The following is a 16,356-nucleotide window of genomic DNA, read 5'->3' as shown; positions in this document are numbered from 1 at the left end:
AGTCGCGGCCAGCGTCACACAACCAGGCCTTTTCGAGTCCTACCCTCACAGCAGAGGCCCACTTCCCCGGGCCCTCACCAGAAAGGTGTTCATCATGGAACCCACCACCTCGAAGAAGGCCGCTGCCGAGTTCCTCGGTACGTTCGTCCTCGTCTTCGGCGGATGCGGCACAGCCGTGCTCGCCGGCGAGCAGGTCGGCTTTCAGGGCGTCGCACTCGCGTTCGGTCTGACCGTCGTCGCGATGGCCTACGCGGTCGGGCACGTCTCCGGCGGGCACTTCAACCCCGCTGTCACCATCGGTGCCGCCGTCGCCGGGCGGATGTCCTGGAAGGACACCCCGGTCTACTTCGCCTCCCAGCTGGTCGGCGGCATCGTCGCCGGCGCGGTTCTGCTCGTGATCGCCAACGGCAAGGACGGCTTCGACGCGGTCAAGAGCGGCTTCGCGGCCAACGGGTACGACGACCACTCCCCGATGGGCTACTCGCTGCTCGCCTGCCTGGTGGCCGAGGTCCTGCTGACCGCCGTGTTCCTGTGGGTGATCCTCGGCGTGACCGACGTACGCGCCCCCAAGGGCTTCGCCCCCTTGGCCATCGGTCTCACGCTCACCCTGATCCACCTGATCTCGATCCCGGTCACGAACACCTCGGTCAACCCGGCTCGCTCCATCGGCGTCGGACTCTTCGCCGGAGGCGACGCGATCGGCCAGCTCTGGCTGTTCATCCTGGCCCCGGTCGTCGGCGCGATCATCGCCGGTGCGACCTACAAGGTGCTGCTCGACGACCCGAACGTCAGCGGTGACCTCGCGGAGGCTGCAGCCGGCTGAGCGCCCGCGCCGACCCACGCACCGGTCGTCGAGCCTGCCGAGAGGCAGCTCGACGGCCGGTACGCTTTTCTTGACTCGTTCAAGAAAGCGCGCTAGAACTGTTCCGTGACCTCCCCGGACTTCGCCGCCCTCCTGCGCGAGTCCTCCCTGCGCGTGACCCAGCCGCGGGTCGCCGTCCTGGACGCGGTCCACGAGCACCCGCACGCGAGCACCGAGACCGTGATCGACGCCGTCCGGGTCGGCCTCCCCGAGGTGTCGCACCAGGCCGTCTACGACTCCCTGGCCGCGCTCACCGCAGCCGGCCTCGTACGCCGCATCCAGCCGGCCGGATCGGTCGCCCGGTACGAGTCGCGCACCGGTGACAACCACCACCACCTGATCTGCCGCAGCTGCGGAGCGATCGCCGACGTGGACTGCGCCACCGGCCACGCGCCCTGCCTCGACGCTTCGGAGGACCACGGCTTCGTCATCGACGAGGCCGAGGTCGTCTACTGGGGCACCTGCCCCTCCTGCACGTCCACACCGTAGTGCTCCACACCGGAGCGAAAGTCCCCCACTGAAAGGTTGCTGCTCAATGTCTGAAAGCGAGAACCCGGCGCTCGACGCCCCCACCCCGGCGTCCGACTCCCCCCGGACCAACAAGGACTGGTGGCCGAACGCTCTCGACCTGACCGTGCTGCACCCGCACAACCCCAAGGGCGACCCGCAGCCCGGTTTCGACTACGCCGCCGCGTTCGCCGGCCTCGACGTCGAGCAGCTGAAGGCTGACATCACCGAGGTGCTGACCACCTCCCAGGACTGGTGGCCGGCGGACTTCGGTCACTACGGCGGCCTGATGATCCGACTCTCCTGGCACGCGGCGGGAACCTACCGGGTGACCGACGGTCGCGGCGGCGCCGGCGACGGCAACCAGCGCTTCGCCCCGCTCAACAGCTGGCCCGACAACGGCAACCTGGACAAGGCCCGCCGCCTGCTGTGGCCGGTGAAGAAGAAGTACGGCCAAGCGCTGTCCTGGGCCGACCTGCTCGTGCTCGCCGGCAACGTCGCCCTGGAGTCGATGGGGTTCAAGACCTTCGGCTTCGGCTTCGGTCGTGAGGACGTCTGGGAGCCTGAGGAGGTCGACTTCGGTGCCGAGGCCGAGTGGCTCGGCGACGAGCGCTACTCCGGTGACCGCGAGCTCAAGGGCTCGCTGGGCGCGGTCCAGATGGGCCTGATCTACGTCAACCCCGAGGGACCCAACGGCAACCCCGACCCGCTGAAGTCCGCGCGCGACATCCGCGAGACCTTCGGACGGATGGCGATGAACGACGAGGAGACGGTCGCCCTGATCGCAGGCGGCCACACCTTCGGCAAGGCGCACGGCGCCGGCAACCCCGACCTGGTGGGACCGGAGCCCGAGGGCGCCCCGATCGAGGAGCAGGGCTTCGGCTGGAAGAACGCGCACGGTTCCGGCAAGGGCGGCGACACCATCACCTCCGGCCTGGAGGTCACCTGGACCGACAAGCCGACCCAGTGGAGCAACCGGTTCTTCGAGATCCTGTTCGGCTACGAGTGGGAGCTCTCCGAGAGCCCGGCCGGCGCCAAGCAGTGGGTCGCCAAGGACGCCGAGGCGATCATCCCGGACGCGCACGGTGGGCCGAACAAGCTGCCGATGATGCTGACCAGCGACCTCGCGCTGCGGTTCGACCCGGCGTACGAGAAGATCTCGCGGCGGTTCCTGGAGAACCCCGACGAGTTCGCGCTGGCCTTCGCCAAGGCCTGGTACAAGCTGCTGCACCGCGACATGGGTCCGGTCGAGCGCTTCCTCGGCCCCTGGGTCGCCGAGCCGCAGCTGTGGCAGGACCCGGTCCCGGCCGCGACGGGTACGCCGATCGGCGACGCCGACGTCGTCACCCTGAAGAACGCGGTCCTCGACTCGGGCCTGTCCGTGGCCGAGCTCGTCGCCACCGCCTGGGCCTCGGCCTCGAGCTTCCGCAACACCGACAAGCGCGGTGGCGCGAACGGTGCTCGCCTGCGGCTCGCGCCGCAGAAGGACTGGGACGTCAACGCCGGCACCGGTGAGGTGCTCGCCAAGCTCGAGGAGATCCAGGGCGAGTTCAACGCCGCCGGCGGTGCGACCGTCTCCCTGGCCGACCTGATCGTGCTCGCGGGCAACGCGGCGATCGAGAAGGCTGCGGCTGACGCCGGGGTCGACCTCGAGGTGCCGTTCCGGGCGGGCCGCACCGACGCCACCCAGGAGCAGACCGACGTGGAGTCGTTCTCCTGGCTGGAGCCGCGCGCCGACGGTTTCCGCAACTACCTGCGGGCCGGCGAGAAGGGGCGCCCCGAGCAGCTGCTGGTCGAGCGCGCCTACCTCCTCGGTCTCACCGCTCCGGAGATGACCGCGCTGGTCGGAGGGCTCCGCGCCCTCGGCGTGAGCCAGGGTGGCCACGGTGTCTTCACCGACCGTCCCGGGACGCTGACCACGGACTTCTTCACCGGGCTGCTGGACACGGTCGGTGGCTGGAAGACCTCGAGCACCGAGAACGTCTTCGAGCACGAGGACGGCCGCACCGCCACGGCGGTCGACCTGATCTTCGGCTCGAACTCGGTGCTCCGCGCGCTGGCTGAGCGGTACGCGAGCGACGACGGCTCCGGATCGTTCATCAACGACTTCGTCGCGGCCTGGGTCAAGGTGTCCGAGGCGGACCGCTTCGACATCTAGGTCTCACGCAGGACCCGAGCGAACCGACGCTGGCGCACCTGCGCTAGCGTCGGTTCGTCGTATCCCCACCGATCCGGTCGTCGAGCCTGTCGAGACGTCGGAACCGACCCACCCTCTTTGGAGTTTGACGTGACCGCACCCCTCAAGGTTGCCGTGACCGGTGCTGCCGGCCAGATCGGCTACAGCCTGCTCTTCCGCATCGCCAGTGGCGCCATCGCCGGAGACCGCCCGGTCGAGCTCCGCCTGCTCGAGATCGAGCCGGCCCTCAAGGCGCTCGAGGGCGTCGTCATGGAGCTCGACGACTGCGCGTTCCCGAACCTCGCCGGCGTCGAGATCGGCTCGGACCCGGAGAAGATCTTCGACGGCGTGAACCTGGCCCTGCTGGTCGGCGCTCGTCCCCGCGGCCCGGGCATGGAGCGGGGCGACCTGCTCTCCGCGAACGGCGCGATCTTCACCGCCCAGGGCAAGGCGCTCAACAAGGTCGCCGCCGACGACGTCCGCATCGGCGTCACCGGCAACCCGGCCAACACCAACGCGCTGATCGCGCACAAGAACGCCCCGGACATCCCGGCCGAGCGCTTCTCCGCGCTGACCCGCCTGGACCACAACCGGGCCATCTCACAGCTCGCCGCGAAGACCGGCTCGTCGGTCAACGACATCAGCAAGATCACGATCTGGGGCAACCACTCGGCCACCCAATACCCGGACATCTTCCACGCCGAGATCGCCGGCAAGAACGCCGCCGAGGTCGTGGGCGACGAGGCCTGGATCGCCGACACGTTCATCCCGACCGTCGCCAAGCGCGGTGCCGCGATCATCGACGCCCGGGGCGCCTCCTCGGCCGCCTCCGCCGCGTCCGCGACCTGCGACGCCGCCCGCGACTGGCTCTACGGCTCCGCCGAGAACGACTGGGTTTCGATGGCCGTCGTCTCCGACGGTTCGTACGGCGTCCAGGAGGGCCTGGTCTCCTCCTTCCCCGTCACCACCAAGAACGGTGACTGGGAGATCGTCCAGGGCCTGGAGATCAGCGAGTTCTCGCAGAGCCGGATCGACGCCACCGTCGCCGAGCTGGCCGACGAGAAGGCCGCGGTCACCGAGCTCGGCCTGATCTGACCCTCGCGCTGACCCGGGTTGAATGTGCAGGTCGCCCCCGAGGCGATGTGCACATTCAACCCGGGTCAGCGTGCTTTTCTGACTATGCAGGCCGGGTGAGCACTGCTTCGCAGCGGGTGATCACCTCGACGACGTCGCGGCCGAACCGGACGTCGCAGCGGTGCGCGGACTGTCCGGCGGAGATGTTCGCGAGCAGCTCGTCGAGCGCGCGGGCATAGGCCTGGCCCAGGTCACGCGGGTTGTCCGGCTGGGTGCGCCAGCCGTCCTCGCCGTAGAACTCCACACCGACGCGGACCGCGGCCTTCGGCACGTTCTGCCCGACCGACATCCGGCTGGTCGCACCGGACTCGTGGGTCAGCACCAGGTGCACCAGGTCGGCCTCGCCGCGAGCACCCGCGACGTCGACGACCGGACCCAGGGCGGGGATGAGCTGCGCGAGCTGGTGCGGGCCGACGTCCCACAGCGCACCGTTCTCGCGGCGCCAGACCGACGCGGCGTACGGGTTGTCGGGGCCGACCTGGCAGGACAGCCAGTCGGCGCGTCCGCCGACGGGAGCGGCGGCGATGGTCTCCTCGAGCCAGGCTTCCCACGCGTCGACGTACCGGGCGGTGAAGAACACGACGCTGCTGAGGTCGCGGTCCTCGACGGCGTCGACGAGGGCGTTCGCGACGTCCAGGTCCAGCGCGATCGGCTTCTCGAGGAACAGGTGCTTGCCGGCTTCCGCAGCGCGCAGGGCGAGCTCGCCCTGCACGCTCGGGGGGACCGCGAACGCGACGGCGTCGACCTCGGCGAGCAGCGCGTCCAGGTCGTCGTACCCGGTACCCCCGTGCTCCCCCGCGACGGCGTCGGCCTTGGCGAGGTCACGGCCGTAGACGCCCACGAGCTCGACTCCCGGGTGGGCCGCCAGCGCGGTGGCGTGCACCGTCCGGGCCCAGTAACCGGTGCCGACGAGTCCGATCCGGGTCACGAGAGCTCCTGGTCCGGGATGTTGCTCGCGAGCACGATCAGCGCGACGCCCACACCGGCCAGGGCGGTCACGTCGAACCAGCGTCCCCGGACCCGCAGCATCCCGGCCTCGCCCTCGTTGATGACCAGCCGCATGCCGGAGGCGAACAGGAACCCGACCCCGACCAGCGCGATCCCCCGCCGCCACGGGCCGATGGCCACCAGGGCGAGCCCGGTCACCGTGGTCGCGACGACGATCAGGTAGATCAGCCCCCCGAACGTCGAGGGGCGCCGGCGCCGCTCCGGGAGCGGCGGCAGCTGGGGTTCGAGGGACTCCGTCACTGGACGCCGCTTCGGGTGGGCGCCGCCTTCTCCGCGATGGAGACGACGTTGGCCAGCAGCATCGCGCGGGTCATCGGACCGACCCCGCCCGGGTTCGGCGAGACCCAGCCCGCGACGTCCCAGACGTCGTCGGCGAGGTCGCCGGCGATCTTTCCGTCGACCCGGGAGACCCCGACGTCCAGCAGGGCGGCGCCGGGCTTGACCATGTCAGCCGTGATGATCCCCGGTACGCCGGCCGCTGCCACCACGATGTCGGCCTTCCGGGTGTGCTCGGCCAGGTCGACGGTGCCGGTGTGGCACAGGGTGACGGTCGCGTTCTCCGAGCGCCGGGTCAGCAGCAGGCCTAGCGGACGACCGACGGTGACGCCGCGACCCACGACGACGACCTCGGCGCCGGCGATCGGGACGTCGTGGCGGCGCAGCAGCTCGACGATCCCGAACGGCGTGCACGGCAGCGGGGCGTCGGTGCCGAGCACCAACCACCCGAGGTTGGTCGGGTGCAGGCCGTCGGCGTCCTTGGCCGGGTCGATCAGGCCGAGGACGCGGTTCTCGTCGCGGCCGCGCGGCAGCGGCAGCTGCACGATGTAGCCGGTGCAGGCCGGGTTGGCGTTGAGCTCGGCGACGGCGGCCTCGATCTCCTCCTGCGACGCCGTCTCGGGCAGGTCGACGCGGATCGACTCGATGCCGACCTCCGCACAGTCCTTGTGCTTGCCGTTGACGTACCAGCGCGAACCCGGGTCGTCACCGACCAGGACGGTGCCGAGGCCGGGGGTGATGCCCTGCGCCTTCAGCGCCTCGATCCGGGAGACGAGCTCGCCCTTGATCGCAGCGGCCGTGGCGGAGCCGTCGAGCTTCTGTGCAGTCACGCGGTTCATCCTGTCATCTGTTGCTGTGGGCTGTGGGCCAGGTCGGCGAGCCGGGCGGCGGACCCTGCCCCGTGCGCTGACCTGGCAGCGATGTGCAGATCGGGACCCGCCCTCAAGCCTTGCTTCCTGCACATCGCTGCCAGGTCAGCGTGGTGCCGGGGCAGTGTCGCTGTCAGTGGAAGAAGTGGCGGGTGCCGGTGAAGTACATGGTCACGCCGGCTGCCTTGCAGGCCTCGACGGTCAGCTCGTCGCGGACCGAGCCGCCGGGCTGGACGATCGCGGTCACGCCGGCGTTGATGAGGATCTGCGGGCCGTCCTCGAACGGGAAGAAGGCATCACTCGCTGCCACGGCACCGCGGGCGCGCTCGGATCCCTCGACCAGGGTGTTCGCACGCTCGACGGCGAGCTTGCAGGAGTCGACCCGGTTGACCTGACCCATGCCGATGCCGACGGAGCCGCCGTCCTTGGCGAGCAGGATCGCGTTGGACTTCGCCGAGCGGCACGCCTTCCACGCGAACTCGAGGTCGGCGAGCACCTCGGGCGACGCGGCCTCGCCGGTCGCGAGCGTCCAGGTCGAGGAGTCGTCCCCGGGGGCGTCCACGTGGTCGACGGTCTGCATCAGCAGGCCGCCGGAGATCGGCCGGGTCTCGACCGGCGAACCGCCCTCGGTGCCGGCCACCAGGATCCGGATGTTCTTCTTGCGTGTGAGGATCTCGACAGCGCCGTCCTCGTAGCCCGGCGCGACGATCACCTCGGTGAAGACCTCGGCGACCTGCTTGGCCATCTCGACGCTCACCGGGCGGTTGGCCGCGATGACGCCGCCGAACGCGGAGACCGGGTCGCACTCGTGGGCGCGGCGGTGCGCCTCGGCGATGTCGGTGCCAACGGCGATGCCGCACGGGTTCGCGTGCTTGATGATCGCGACGGCCGGGCCGTCGAAGTCGTTCGCGGCACGGCGGGCGGCATCGGTGTCGACGTAGTTGTTGTACGACATCTCCTTGCCGTGCAGCTGCTCGGCCTGGGCAAGGCCGGGAGCCCCGAACCCGTTGAGGTAGAGAGCTGCCTGCTGGTGCGGGTTCTCGCCGTACCGAAGGACGGCGGACTTGTCGTAGGTGCCGCCGATCCAGGCCGGGAAACCGGTCCCCTCGGAGGAGTCGACCAGGACGCTGCCCATCCAGGACGCGACTCCGACGTCGTACGTCGCGGTGTGCACGAACGCCTTCGCGGCCAGAGCCTTCCGCTCCTCGTAGGTGAAGCCGCCGTTGCGGGCCGCTTCGAGCGCAGGTGCGTAGTCGGCGCCGTCGGTGATGATCGCGACGCTCGGGTGGTTCTTGGCCGCGGCGCGGACCATCGACGGTCCGCCGATGTCGATCTTCTCGATGATCTCCTCGACGGTGCCGCCGGCGGCCACGGTCGCGGCGAAGGGGTACAGGTTCACCACGACCAGGTCGAACGGCTCGACGCCGAGGTCGGCCAGCTGCGTCACGTGGTCCTCGAGGCGACGGTCGGCCAGGATGCCGGCGTGCACGCGCGGGTGCAGCGTCTTGACCCGGCCGTCGAGGCACTCGGGGAAGCCGGTCAGGTCCTCGACCTTGGTGACCGGCAGGCCCAGCTCCTCGATCAGCGCGGCGGAGCCACCGGTGGAGACCAGCTCGACACCTGCCTCGGCCAGACCGCGGACCAGGTCGTCGAGACCGGTCTTGTCGAAGACGGAGACCAAGGCGCGCTTGATCGGGATCTGGTCGTTCATGGGTACTCCTGGGGTGGGGCGGTCCGCTGAGGGCACCCAGGCGTTCGATGCGACCTCGACTCACTCCCTGCTGGTGGCCCAGCTGCGCCAGTCGTGTGGGCCGATTCTAAGGCTTACCGAGCGCCGAATCGAACCCGGCGGTTCTCTACCGAAATGCCCTCACGCGCCATCCGACCGACACTCTCGACCAGCATCGCCCGCTCGGCGGTCTTGATCCGTGCGTGCAGCGACTCGACGTCGTCGGCGTCCTCGACCGGGACCGTCGTCTGGGCGATGATCGCGCCGGTGTCCACCCCGGCGTCGACCACGAACAGCGTCGCACCGGTCACCTTCACGCCGTACGCGAGCGCGTCCGCGGGGCCGCTGGTCCCGGGGAACGACGGGCACAGGGCGGGGTGGGTGTTGACGACCCGCCCCTCGAACCGTTCCAGGAAGCTCGCCCCGACCAGCTTCATGAAGCCCGCCAGCACGACGACGTCCGGCCGGTGCTCGGCGACGGCCTCGGTCAGGGCGGCGTCCCAGTCGGCGCGGGTCCCGTAGTCGCCGACCTTGCGCACGAACGTCGCGATGCCGGCCCGCTCGGCGCGGGCCAGACCCTCGATGCCCTCGCGGTCGGCCCCGACCGCGACCACCTCGGCCCCGTACGCCGCGTCCCCGGCCGCGTCGATGAGGGCCTGGAGGTTGGTGCCGTCCCCGGAGACGAGGACGACGAGGCGGGAAGGCACGGGCGTCAGGCTACTGCGTTCCTGCGCTGCAGGAACGACTGGACCAGCGCCGCGAACACGCCGCCGATCACCATCGAGGCGAGCGCGAAGACGAAGGTCTCCCCGACCGGCGCGCCGATCTTCGCCAGCCGGTCGACCCCCATCGGCCCGCCGGACAGGCCGATCGCCACCGTGACCAGGACCGCCGAGCCGAACCCGGCGCCGGCGCCGCGGATCGCAGCGAGGTCGTAGGGCAGCGGCGCGGTCGCTCGCCCGGCCTTCCACACCCCGAGCCCGGCTGCCAGCAACGGCACCGCGCACACCCCGATCAGCCAGCCCGGCGTCGGGCCTTCCTCAGGCAGGGCAGCCAGCAGCGGCACCGCCGGTACGGCGCCGAGCACCACCGGCGCGGCCGGGGAGACCGAGGTGGTCACCCCCGAGGCGATCGTGCCGACGGCGAAACCGGGTCCGATGAGGTAGGCGCTGCCGAACAACGCCGCGTTCGGGGCGAACAGCGAGGTCACCAGCACCAGCGTGACCGCGTCGCCGGAGCTCAGGTCGAGCGAGGTGAGCACGTTGGCCGCCTCGTTGAAGGACAGGCCGAGCGAGACGACGACGAGCACGGCGCCGGCGGCCAGGAGTGCCAACGCGCCGGCGACAGCGCCAGCGACCATCTCGCGCAACCACTCCGGGAGCCGCAGGACCCAGTAGCCGAGGTACCCGGTCCCGGCGGCCAGCCCGGCGCCGCCACCGAGGGCGGAGACCAGCAGCGCGCCGAGGATGCTGCGACCGAGCTCGGGCTCGGCACCGGTGCGGGAGGCCGCGACGCAGACGACGACCGCCAGCACGACGTACGAGCCGACGAAGGCGGCCACGGCGAGACCCAGCGCCCGATCCCCCTCGGGCTCCTCCGCCCGGCCGGCCGCCCAACGGCCGCCGCGGAAGGCGCCCAGGACCAGCAGCATGGTGACCGTCAACGGGACGATGCCCAGGGGCATGCCGTTGAGGACGAACCGTGAACCGTGCCCGACCAGCCAACCGTCGGCGCCTGCGCGCAGGGCGTCGGTGGTCTCCCCGTGCGCGCCCGCGTCGGCCAGGAACCAGGCCGTCAGCGCCACCGCCATGCAGACGACAAGCGTGACCAGGCCGGCCACCGCACCGCCGATCGCTGCCGAGGTGCTCAACGAGCGCCCGGACCCCTCGCCGGAGCCGGAACCCCGGGGCAGGCGGATGGTCAGGTCGGACACCGGGTCATCTTCGCCCATCCGTGGTTGAGGTTGCCTGTGCCACGCGGGTGATCGGGTGCCCGACAACCCGGTAATCTCGGACAGTCATGCCAACAGCCGAGGAATTCGACGAGTTCTACGTCAGCACGCGCCGCGACCTGCTCCTGCAGACGTTCGCGCTGACCGGCGACCTCGTGGCTTCCCGGGCCGCAGTCCGCGACGCCTACGTGGCGGCGCGGCACCACTGGGCCAAGCTCGGCCGGTTCGAGAGCCCGCTGGCGTGGGTGCGTCCGCGCGCATGGTCCCGCGCCCAGCGACGGCACACGGCTCGCCCGTGGCACCGCGAGCGGCACATCGACGCCGACCAGGCCGCGACGCTCGAGGCGTTGCACCGGCTCAAGGACGCCCAGCGCCGCACGCTGGTGCTCTCCCACCTGACCGATCTCGGCCTGGAGGCGATCGGCCGCGAGATCGGTCTGCCGGTACAGCGGATCGAGGAGCTCTTCGACGTCGCGACGCACACGGTCGTCGAGGCACTGGACTGCGACCCCTCGGAGATCACCGGGCGGCTCCAGGCACTCGGCCAGGCCGTCGACACCGTGAAGCTCCCCCGGCCCACCATCGTGCGCCGCAACGGCCTGCGTCGTCGCCGCAACTTCGCCGTGACCGGTTCGATCGCGATCGCGGCGGTCATGCTGGGCGCCGGCAGCTTCGTCGCGGTGGGTGCTCCGGAGGGACAGGGGTCGGCAGATCCGAAGATCCGCACCCTCGTCAGCCGCTCGATGCTCCTCACCCCCGAGCAGATCGCCCCGCTGTCCTCGAACCAGGTCTGGCCGAAACCAACGACGAACAACAACAACGCCGGGAACGGCCTGAACACCATCTGCCAGAAGAGCCGCTTCGCCGACGAGAACGGTCTCGGCACGCTGGTGCGCACGTGGGGGATCACGAGCGGCAAGAAGCAGCGGTCCCTCGTCCAGACCGTGGAGATCTCCCGCTCCGAGGACGCCGCCAAGAACGCCTACGCCACCACGCTGGGCTGGTACGCCGGATGCACGGTCGCGCGGGTCCAGCTCGTCGACGCGTACGACGTCGACCAGGTCGGCGACCAGGCCGAGGTGCTGCGCCTGCACGTGCCCAGCAGCGACGACCGCTCCTACGTCGTCGGGATCGCCCGGACCGGCTCCCTGACCACCTCGACCGTCCTGGAGACCCACACCGAGGAGCCCGCGTCGGCCAAGGTGCTGGTGGACGCGCTGGCGGCCTCGGTGCGCAACCTGTGCAGCTCGAAGGTCGCCGGTGAGTGCGTCGGAGCGGTCTCGACCAAGGTCACCACACCGCCGCCGTCCGGCGAGACCCCGGGCATGCTCGCCACTGCCGACCTGCCGGCCGTGGCCAAGGTGAACTCGCCATGGGCCGGCACCCAGCCGCAGACCGCCAGCCCGAACTCGGCCGCCACAACGTGCGACAAGGCCGACTTCGTGAAGTCGGGGGCGGTCAAACCGATCAGCCGGGTGTTCCTCATCCCGGACGCCGACCTGCCGGCCCGGTTCGGCGTCACCGAGACGATCGGCCGGTTCCCGAACGCCAGGGCCGCGAGCAAGTTCGTCAACCAGGTGATCGCCCGCATGAAGGCCTGCCCCGACAAGGAGCTCTCCAGCACGATCAAGGAGCAGTCGGTCCGGAACGGCACCGCCAAGACCCCGGCGCACGCCTACTGGCGCCTGGTGAACCAGATCAACCAGGACCGCGACGAGGTGGTGTTCTGGATGGGCGTCACCCGGGTCGGCCCGTACGTCGCCCAGGTCACGATGACCCCCGTGCGCCAGTACGACGTCAGCGGCAAGACGTTCTCCCAGCTGCTGCTGCGCAGCCACGACCGGCTGCTGGAGGTCCGGTGACCACGGGCACGATCACCCGGGCCGACGCCGAGCGGCTCGACGTCTCCTCTCCCCTTGCCGGCACCCGGGAGCGCTTCCGGATCCCCGAGGGCGTCATCTACCTCGACGGCAACTCTCTCGGCGCGCTGCCCCTCGGCGTCGCCGACCGGATGGCGTCGGTGGTGGAGGACGAGTGGGGAACGGGTCTCATCCGCTCGTGGAACGCTGCTGGCTGGATGGAGCTGGTGGGACGGATCTCCGCCCGGATCGCTCCCCTAGTGGGCGTTCGTGGGGAGGACCTGCACGTCGGCGACTCCACCAGCGTCAGCCTGTTCAAGTCGATGGTGGCTGCTGCCCGGCTGCGCCCCGAGCGGTCGGTCATCGTCGTGGAACCCTCGACCTTCCCCACCGACGGCTACATCGCCGCCGGTGTGGCCGACCTGCTCGGCCTCCAGCTGCGCTGGTGCGACCCGGCTGATCCACTGGCCGCCGTCGACGAGGACGTCGCGCTGCTCAGCCTGACCCACGTCGACTTCCGCACCGGGGCGATGTTCGACATGGCCGGGATCACCGCGGGCGCACACGCCCGCGGGGCGCTGGCCCAGTGGGACCTGTGCCACTCCGCCGGCGCGGTGCCCGTCGACCTGACCGGCGCCGACGCGGACTTCGCCGTCGGCTGCTCCTACAAGTACCTCAACGGCGGCCCCGGGGCACCCGCGTTCACCTGGGTCTCCCCGCGACTGCAGGACCAGGCCCGCCAGCCCGTCACCGGCTGGATGGGTCACGCCGCACCGTTCGCGATGCAGCGCGACTACGCCGCCGCCGACGGGATGGCCGGCTGGGCCTCGGGCACGCACCCGGTGCTGGCGCTCTCCTCCCTGGACGCCGCGCTGGGCGCCTTCGACGGCGTCAGCACCGACCAGCTCCGGGCGGCGTCCCTGTCGCTCACCGACCTGTTCCTCGCCCTCCTCGACGAACGCGTTCCCGGCCTCGACGTGGTCACGCCGAGCGACCACGCCCGCCGCGGCAGTCAGGTCTCGTTCCGGCACCCGCACGCCTACGCCCTGGTGCAGGCGCTGATCGCGCGCGGCGTGATCGGCGACTACCGCGACGACGGGGACCGCGACGGCATCGCCCGCTTCGGCTTCGCCCCGCTCTACGTCACCCACACCGAGGTGTACGACGCGGTCGAGCACATCGCCGCGGTGTTGGCCGCCGAGGAGCACCTCGACCCGGCGTACGCGACGCGGAACGCCGTGACCTGATTGTTCGTTCCCTGGCGCAACCAGCTGCCGAGGCGCACGATGGGGTCATGACCTTCTGGATCATCGTCGCCGCTGTCGTCGTCGTGGGCTTCGCCCTGGCCTGGTGGACCTCGGGCCGCGCCAAGCCGGAGACCGGGCGGCGCAGCATGCAGGACTCGATCGACATCGGCAAAGCCGAGACCCGCAGCAATGCCAAGGGCGGCGGGGACGGCGGCAACAGCATCGGCTTCAGCCTGGGTGGTCAGTGACGGCCATCGTGGTGCTGGCCGGTCTCGCCGTCATCGCGCTCCTGGTCTGGGCGTTCCTCTACGACCGCCAGCACGGCAGGAAGCGCATCGTCGGCTCGCACACGGACGCAGCTGCCGGCGAGGCCCGCTCGCAGGCGGCGATCCGCAACATCCACGGCCTCGGTGCGGGCTCGGGTCCCTAGCTCCTAGCTCCAAGCCCCTAGCGGTCCTCCAGCACCGCCTGCGCCGCGTTGTAGCCCGGGATGAACGTGATCCCCGGCCCGCCGTAGCACCCGGCACTGCCCAGGTAGAGCCCGTCGATGCCGTGCGGCTGGTCGAGGTAGCCCTTCGGCCCGGGACGGTACTGACCGAGCAGGTCGGGGTGGATCAGGCCGTGGCAGTAGTCGCCGCCCGGAGCCCCGAACATCGTGCCCATGTGCTTGGGCGTGAAGGTCGTGTGCTTGAGGATCAGGCTCTCGAAGTTCGGGGCGAACTTGCTGATCCGGTCGATCACCGCCTGACCCATCTCGGCCTTCAGGCGCGCGTACGTCGCGGAGTCCTCTGCCGCGTCCTCGATCGGGAACCAGAGCGCGAACGCCGAGGCGGCGGCCTTGCCCGACGGGGCGAGGTCGGGATCGGAGGCGGACGGGATCTGGAACGCGACCGCCGGGTCGGCAGGGACGATCCCGCGCCGGGAGTCCTCGAACTGGCGCTGGAGGAACTCGGGGGTCGCGAACAGTCCGATCGCCGACTGCATCTTCGGGTCGTTGAGGAACTCGTACGGCGCGATGAACTCCGGGACGCCGTCGAGCGCGAAGTGCATCTGGACGTAGGAGCCGCGGTGGTCGATGTTCGCCAGCCGGGTGCTCAGCGCCGGGTCGACCGCCCCCGCGGTGATCAGCGTGTTGAGGGTCAGGTCGGGGGCGACCCCGGAGACCACCGTGGTGGTGCCGATCCGCTCGCCGCCGTCGAGGACGATCGCCTCGACCTTGCCGTCGTTGACGACGATCTCGCTGACCGACGCATCCAGGCGCAGCTCGCCTCCGGCGTCGGCGTACTGGTCGACGAGGTGCTGGGTCAGCACACCGATGCCGCCCTTGAGCTTCTTCGTCAGCACGGTGTTCTCGTCCGGCACGGCCATCCCGAAGGCGAGCCCGGCCGCACTGCCCGGGCTCTCGGGTCCCCGGAAGGTGGAGTTCACCGCCAGGAACGCGAGCATGCCACGCAGCGCGGCGTGCTTCTGCTTCTCCGGCAGGTAGCGGTTGAGGACGTCGCTGGCCGACCCGAAGAGCATCTCGGTGATGCTGGCCCGCTCGGCGTCGCTGCTCGCGCAGGCGTACATCTCGTCGACGGTCTTCGGCAGCGTGCCCGCCTCGAAGCGCCCGAGCGCCCGGGTCGGAGCGGCGCTCCAGCCGGTCATCTCCGCCATGCCCATCAGCGCGTCCGCGCCGTGGACCTCCATCATGGTGTTCGCCGCGACCTCGAGATCGGTGTAGTAGATCAGCGGCTCGACCACGGGGTCGCCGGGCGTCGCAGGCGGCGCGTCGATGAGGGAGACCGACATGACCTCGAGGTCGACCTGCGGCAGCGTGTCGAGGCCGAGCTCCTTGCTCACGGTCGCGGACGTGGGCAGCTGGACCGAGCCGGCGATCTCGAACTGGAAGCCGTCGAAGAGCTCGACGGTCGAGGCCATCCCGCCGGCGTACCGCTTGGACTCCAGGCACAGGGTCCTCAGTCCGGCCCGCTGCAGCAGCAGTGCCGAGGTCAGGCCGTTGTGCCCGGCTCCGATGATGATCGCGTCGTAGGTCTCAGAGGTCGCCATGGGGCGACAGTCGCACGGGGTTCACGTTTCGTCAATAGTGACGAAACATGCCGTCCGCGTCGAGCCCGCTCTCCAGCGCACTGAGCACCGCATGACTCAGGTCTGCCAGCTCGTTCAGCGAGCGTTCGGGCTTGGTCATCCAGACCTCCATCGCGCCGAAGACCGCAGCCGCGATGCACCGCGACGTGACCACGATGTCGAGCCGGCGCTGCTCGGCGTCCTCGCGGCGGGACAGGTGCTCGGCGATCGCGTCGGCGAGGTCGGACTCGACCTGACGCAGGTGGCTGACGATCCGCTCCGGATCCAGCTCCTCGGCACGGAACGCTGCGACCTGGGTGAGCGCCTGGACGTCGTACGGGAAGGCGAAGATGGCCGTCCGGATGGACTCCAGCACCGGCTCGCCCTCGGGCCGCGCGACCAGCGCCTTGCGGAACCACTGCAGTCCCGAGTCGTAGTCGGCGAAGAGCAGGTCGTGCTTGGAGGGGAAGTGCCGGTAGAAGGTCCGCAGGGTGACGCCGGCGTCCTCGGCGATCTGCTCGGCCGAGGTCGCCTCGACCCCGTACGCCGCGAACCGCTCCATCGCAGCCCGGCGCAGTGCGGCGCGGGTGCGCTCGCTGCGGACGGTCTGCGGGTTCCGGGCCATGGGTCGACGTTAGCCCGCGCGCACCCGGGGGTCGAGTTCAGGGCAG

General features: G+C 70.7%; 16 protein-coding genes and 1 riboswitch. Of the genes, 8 read left to right on the top strand and 8 right to left on the bottom strand.

The window, feature by feature from the left end:
* Positions 1-94 precede the first annotated feature (94 nt).
* The 4 genes from aqpZ (at position 95) to ABIE44_RS14225 (ending at position 4,640) form a co-directional block, all read left to right on the top strand.
* Positions 95-823: an aquaporin Z gene (aqpZ, locus tag ABIE44_RS14240; RefSeq protein WP_209716296.1), complete on the top strand. Its 729-nt coding sequence runs from the start codon at positions 95-97 to the stop codon at positions 821-823.
* Between the two features lie 105 nt (positions 824-928).
* Complete coding sequence (locus ABIE44_RS14235) at positions 929-1,351, top strand: Fur family transcriptional regulator (protein WP_209716299.1); 423 nt, start codon at positions 929-931, stop codon at positions 1,349-1,351.
* A gap of 46 nt (positions 1,352-1,397) precedes the next feature.
* On the top strand, positions 1,398-3,527 hold the full coding sequence (gene katG / locus ABIE44_RS14230; RefSeq protein WP_209716302.1) for a catalase/peroxidase HPI: 2,130 nt from the start codon (positions 1,398-1,400) through the stop codon (positions 3,525-3,527).
* Between the two features lie 129 nt (positions 3,528-3,656).
* A complete protein-coding gene (locus ABIE44_RS14225; RefSeq protein WP_209716305.1) occupies positions 3,657-4,640 on the top strand; it encodes a malate dehydrogenase in 984 nt (327 codons plus the stop codon).
* A gap of 82 nt (positions 4,641-4,722) precedes the next feature.
* On the opposite strand, the gene ABIE44_RS14220 is transcribed toward ABIE44_RS14225, so the two are convergent.
* The 6 genes from ABIE44_RS14220 to ABIE44_RS14195 all read right to left on the bottom strand — a co-directional run bounded on the left by ABIE44_RS14220 (position 4,723) and on the right by ABIE44_RS14195 (position 10,494).
* On the bottom strand, positions 4,723-5,607 hold the full coding sequence (locus tag ABIE44_RS14220) for a Gfo/Idh/MocA family protein (protein WP_209716308.1): 885 nt from the start codon (positions 5,605-5,607) through the stop codon (positions 4,723-4,725).
* On the bottom strand, positions 5,604-5,927 hold the full coding sequence (locus ABIE44_RS14215; protein WP_209716311.1) for a DUF3017 domain-containing protein: 324 nt from the start codon (positions 5,925-5,927) through the stop codon (positions 5,604-5,606). The genes ABIE44_RS14220 and ABIE44_RS14215 overlap by 4 nt, the downstream gene beginning before the upstream one ends.
* Complete coding sequence (locus tag ABIE44_RS14210; RefSeq protein ID WP_209716316.1) at positions 5,924-6,793, bottom strand: bifunctional methylenetetrahydrofolate dehydrogenase/methenyltetrahydrofolate cyclohydrolase; 870 nt, start codon at positions 6,791-6,793, stop codon at positions 5,924-5,926. Before ABIE44_RS14210 ends, ABIE44_RS14215 begins: the two co-directional genes overlap by 4 nt.
* Before the next feature lie 172 nt (positions 6,794-6,965).
* Positions 6,966-8,543, bottom strand: coding sequence for a bifunctional phosphoribosylaminoimidazolecarboxamide formyltransferase/IMP cyclohydrolase (purH, locus tag ABIE44_RS14205; RefSeq protein WP_209716320.1), 1,578 nt, complete (start codon positions 8,541-8,543; stop codon positions 6,966-6,968).
* 27 nt (positions 8,544-8,570) lie between these two features.
* Positions 8,571-8,648, bottom strand: a riboswitch (ZMP/ZTP riboswitch).
* A gap of 8 nt (positions 8,649-8,656) precedes the next feature.
* Positions 8,657-9,268: a phosphoribosylglycinamide formyltransferase gene (gene purN, locus ABIE44_RS14200; RefSeq protein WP_209716323.1), complete on the bottom strand. Its 612-nt coding sequence runs from the start codon at positions 9,266-9,268 to the stop codon at positions 8,657-8,659.
* 5 nt (positions 9,269-9,273) lie between these two features.
* Positions 9,274-10,494, bottom strand: a complete 1,221-nt coding sequence (locus tag ABIE44_RS14195) for a cell division protein PerM (RefSeq protein ID WP_209716326.1) — start codon at positions 10,492-10,494, stop codon at positions 9,274-9,276.
* Positions 10,495-10,580: 86 nt separating this feature from the next.
* Between ABIE44_RS14195 and ABIE44_RS14190 the strand changes: the two genes are divergently transcribed.
* From ABIE44_RS14190 to ABIE44_RS14175, 4 genes are read left to right on the top strand one after another with little or no spacing between them, the layout of a single operon-like run.
* Positions 10,581-12,374 (top strand): SigE family RNA polymerase sigma factor, encoded by a 1,794-nt coding sequence (locus tag ABIE44_RS14190; RefSeq protein ID WP_354438081.1) that lies wholly within the window; start codon positions 10,581-10,583, stop codon positions 12,372-12,374.
* Entirely contained in the window at positions 12,371-13,618 is a 1,248-nt protein-coding gene (gene kynU / locus ABIE44_RS14185) for a kynureninase (RefSeq protein ID WP_354438080.1), read from the top strand. Before ABIE44_RS14190 ends, kynU begins: the two co-directional genes overlap by 4 nt.
* 47 nt (positions 13,619-13,665) lie before the next feature.
* Positions 13,666-13,866, top strand: coding sequence for a hypothetical protein (locus tag ABIE44_RS14180; RefSeq protein ID WP_209716330.1), 201 nt, complete (start codon positions 13,666-13,668; stop codon positions 13,864-13,866).
* Positions 13,863-14,048: a hypothetical protein gene (locus ABIE44_RS14175; protein ID WP_209716333.1), complete on the top strand. Its 186-nt coding sequence runs from the start codon at positions 13,863-13,865 to the stop codon at positions 14,046-14,048. The genes ABIE44_RS14180 and ABIE44_RS14175 overlap by 4 nt, the downstream gene beginning before the upstream one ends.
* Before the next feature lie 17 nt (positions 14,049-14,065).
* Here ABIE44_RS14175 and ABIE44_RS14170 read toward each other — a convergent pair whose 3' ends face one another.
* Entirely contained in the window at positions 14,066-15,667 is a 1,602-nt protein-coding gene (locus tag ABIE44_RS14170) for a phytoene desaturase family protein (RefSeq protein ID WP_209716336.1), read from the bottom strand.
* 31 nt (positions 15,668-15,698) lie between these two features.
* Positions 15,699-16,310 (bottom strand): TetR/AcrR family transcriptional regulator, encoded by a 612-nt coding sequence (locus ABIE44_RS14165; protein WP_209716339.1) that lies wholly within the window; start codon positions 16,308-16,310, stop codon positions 15,699-15,701.
* Between the last annotated feature and the right edge of the window lie 46 nt (positions 16,311-16,356).

Source organism: Marmoricola sp. OAE513, assembly GCF_040546585.1.
Lineage (GTDB): Bacteria > Actinomycetota > Actinomycetes > Propionibacteriales > Nocardioidaceae > Marmoricola.
Note: the sequence above shows the minus strand (reverse complement) of the source record. Positions and strands in the feature narration are given on the sequence as shown.